This is a genomic window from Roseateles sp. (assembly GCF_036404855.1).
In the GTDB taxonomy this organism is placed as follows: domain Bacteria; phylum Pseudomonadota; class Gammaproteobacteria; order Burkholderiales; family Burkholderiaceae_C; genus Pelomonas.
In genome coordinates, this window is sequence record NZ_DASWYS010000018.1 from 1 (window position 1) to 2,921 (window position 2,921).

At 71.6% G+C, this 2,921-nt stretch carries 4 protein-coding genes; all 4 read right to left on the reverse strand.

Annotation, left to right across the window (positions count from 1 at the left end; genetic code table 11):
* The coding region (locus tag VGF12_RS01215) for an ABC-type transport auxiliary lipoprotein family protein (RefSeq protein WP_331174225.1) at positions 1-383 on the reverse strand (383 nt) is incomplete at its 3' end.
* On the reverse strand, positions 380-1,420 hold the full coding sequence (locus tag VGF12_RS01220) for an MlaD family protein (protein WP_331174226.1): 1,041 nt from the start codon (positions 1,418-1,420) through the stop codon (positions 380-382). The genes VGF12_RS01220 and VGF12_RS01215, both read right to left, overlap by 4 nt.
* Positions 1,417-2,172, reverse strand: a complete 756-nt coding sequence (locus tag VGF12_RS01225; RefSeq protein WP_331174227.1) for an ABC transporter ATP-binding protein — start codon at positions 2,170-2,172, stop codon at positions 1,417-1,419. Before VGF12_RS01225 ends, VGF12_RS01220 begins: the two co-directional genes overlap by 4 nt.
* Before the next feature lie 158 nt (positions 2,173-2,330).
* Positions 2,331-2,921, reverse strand: a 591-nt coding sequence (locus VGF12_RS01230) for an ABC transporter permease (RefSeq protein ID WP_331174228.1), incomplete at its 5' end; no start/stop codon positions are given.

Consider the following 2,921-nt stretch of genomic DNA (forward strand, 5'->3'; position numbering starts at 1 on the left):
CGCAACGATTCGGCGTCGCGATCCTGGGGCGTGCCCAGCGAGACCGGGTAAGGCTGGCGCAGCCGCCCCAGGTCTTCGGCGAGCACCCGCGGCAGCGCGTCGCGCAGCGGTTCGGCCCAGCGCGCCTCGGGCCAGGGGCGCAGGCCGGCGCTGCCGTCGGCAACCAGGATCTCGTCGCGGTCCAGCAGCTCGGGCAGCGCGATCTGCGGATTCAGCACCCAGGCGCGGCAGTCCTGGCCGGGTTGGGCGTCGAGCGGCAGCGGCGGCGTGCCTGTCAGGCCGTAGAGGCGGCGAGGCGGTGCGTCGCGCGTTGCGCAGCCGGCCAGCGTGGCTGCAGTCAGCAGCAGCAACAGGTCGCGGCGCTGAAGGAGATCGGTCTTCATCGGGCAGGCTCCACGGCAGGGACGGGGTCGGGCTTGCGGCCGCGCAGCAGCGCGTCGGGCTGCATGTCCAGCGTGTCGGCCAGCTGACGCAGCGCGCGCGCCGCCTGTGACAGGTCGCGCAGGGTGCGTTGGGACTGCTGCAGCAACGGGCCATCGCTGCTGGCGGCCTCCTGCAACGAGGCGCTGGCGCTACTGAGATCACCCAGCGCGCGCTGCAGGTCGCGCACGACGACACCGTCCGGATCGAGCAGGGCCCCGGCCTTGTCGGCACCCGCTCCCAGCTTGTCGGCGGCGGCGGAGACTTTGTCGCCGGCACGGTCGACGCTGGCCATCGCGCGTTCGGCGCCTCGCGTCAGCGGCACGGCGCGCTGCTCGAGCCGGGCGGCCAGTTGACGTGCGTGGCCGGCGGTGGCGGCGAAGTCCTTCATGCCCTGCTTGAGCTCCGGCGCGGTCAGCAGCGAGCGCGCCGCGTTGGCAATCTGGCTCAGGTCGTCGAGGATCTTGCGCAGGTCCACGCTCTCGAGCTGGTTCTTCAGCGCCTGGAAGGCGGTCGCGCTGGTCGGAATCTCGGTGGCGTCGCCCTCGTAGCCGCCGTGCTGCACGCCGGGCGGCTTGCTGCGGAAGTCCAGGTCCACATAGAGCTGGCCCGTTACCAGGCTCTGCGTGCCGAGCTGGGCCGTCAGCCCGCGCTTGATGAGCAGGGGCAGGGCATGGCCGATGTCATCGTGCGTGAAGCGCCCTTCGAGGCCGCGCACGGCGTCGTCGTCGAGCTCGGCGACGACGGGGATGGCGAAAGTGTCGGTCTTGCTGTCGTAGCGCACGCTGATCTCGGTCACGTCACCGACGCGAACGCCGCGGAAGACGACCGGGGCGCCCTTTTGCAGCCCGAACACCGAGCCCGAGAAGAACATGACGACGCGCTGCGGCTGCTTGAACCAGTGACGGCCGGGCAGGGCGATGAGGGCTGCGGCCAGCACGGCGATGGCGCCGACGACGAAGGCGCCGATGAAAAAGGGGTTGGCGCGACGCCGTTTCATGCGGCCTCCTTGTCCGTCCCGGCCTGGCCGCGCGTCAGGAACTCGCGCACGGGCCGGGGACCATGCTCGCGCAGCTCGGCCGGCGGTCCCAGCGCCGTGGCCGTGCGCGCCTCGACGTCGAGGAACAGCATGCGGTCGGCCACCGCGAACAGGCTCTCCAGCTCGTGCGTCACGAGGACGATGGCCGTGCCGACGTCGCGCTTCAGCTGCTGGATGAGGTCGTCCAGTCGTGCCGAGGTCAGCGGGTCCAGACCCGCCGAGGGCTCGTCCAGGCACAGCAGCGGTGGGTCAAGCATCAGCGCGCGGGCAATGGCCGCGCGCTTGCGCATGCCGCCCGACAGTGCGGCCGGCTCGGCGTCGAAGGTGGCCGGCTCGTTCAGCCCGGCCAGCGCGAGCTTGAAGCGCGCCTGGCGCTCGCGCTCGGCCTCATCGAACCGGGTGTAGAGCTCCAGGGGCAGCATCAGGTTCTCGCCCACCGTCATGCTGCTCCACAGCGCGCCGGCCTGGAACGCCACGCCGATCTCGCGTCGCGGCGGATCGTCGCCGTGCACGTCGCGTGCTTCGCCACTTGCGGTCCACAGCACGCGGCCGGTCTGGGGCACCTGCAGTCCGATCATGTGGCGCAGCAGCGTGCTCTTGCCGCAGCCGCTGGCACCGACGATGGCCAGCACTTCGCCGGCCTTGACCTCGAAGTTGAGGCCCTGCTGCAGCTGGCGGCCGCCGGCGTGCAGGCTGAGGTTCTCGACGCGCATCAGCACGTCCGAACTACGCGGATCGAGCGGTGGGACGCTGCCAGGCCGTCCCGCGCTGGCGGACGGCCTGCCGGTCGATCCGGCCGTCATGGCCATCCCCCCGGAGGACCGGCCGGCGGTGTCCCCGTTCGGCAAGGTGCGACCGGATGAAGCCCCCGTCATATGTCCAGCCTCTGGAAGATCACGGTCAGCGTGGACGCGGCCACCACCATCCACACGATGGCCTGCACGACCGCAGCCGTCGTCGCCTCGCCCACCGCCTGTGCGCTGCGCCCGGCGTTCAGGCCCTGGCGGCAGCCGGCCAACGCGACCAGCACCGCGTAGACGCTGCCCTTGAGCAGCCCCACGAACAGGTCCCAGCCGGCCAGCGCGTCGCGCGTCGTCGCCAGATAGGCCGCCGGCGGCACGTCGTAGAGCACGACTGCCACGCCCCAGCCCACCAGCAGCCCGGCGATGCCCGCGCACAAGGTCAGCAAGGGGCCACTGACCAGCAGCGCCAGCATGCGCGGCAGCACCAGATGCTCCACCGGGTCCACGCCCAGCGTCGTCAGCGCGTCGATCTCCTCGCCAGCGCGCATGCTGCCGATCTGCGCCGCGAAGGCCGCGCCGACGCGCCCGGCCAAGACGATGCCCACAACCAGCGCCGCGATCTCGCGTACGACGCCGATGGTGACCAGATTGGCGATGAAGCTCTGCGCACCGAAGCGCTGCAGTTGTTCGGCGCCCATGTAGGCCACGATGAGGCCGAC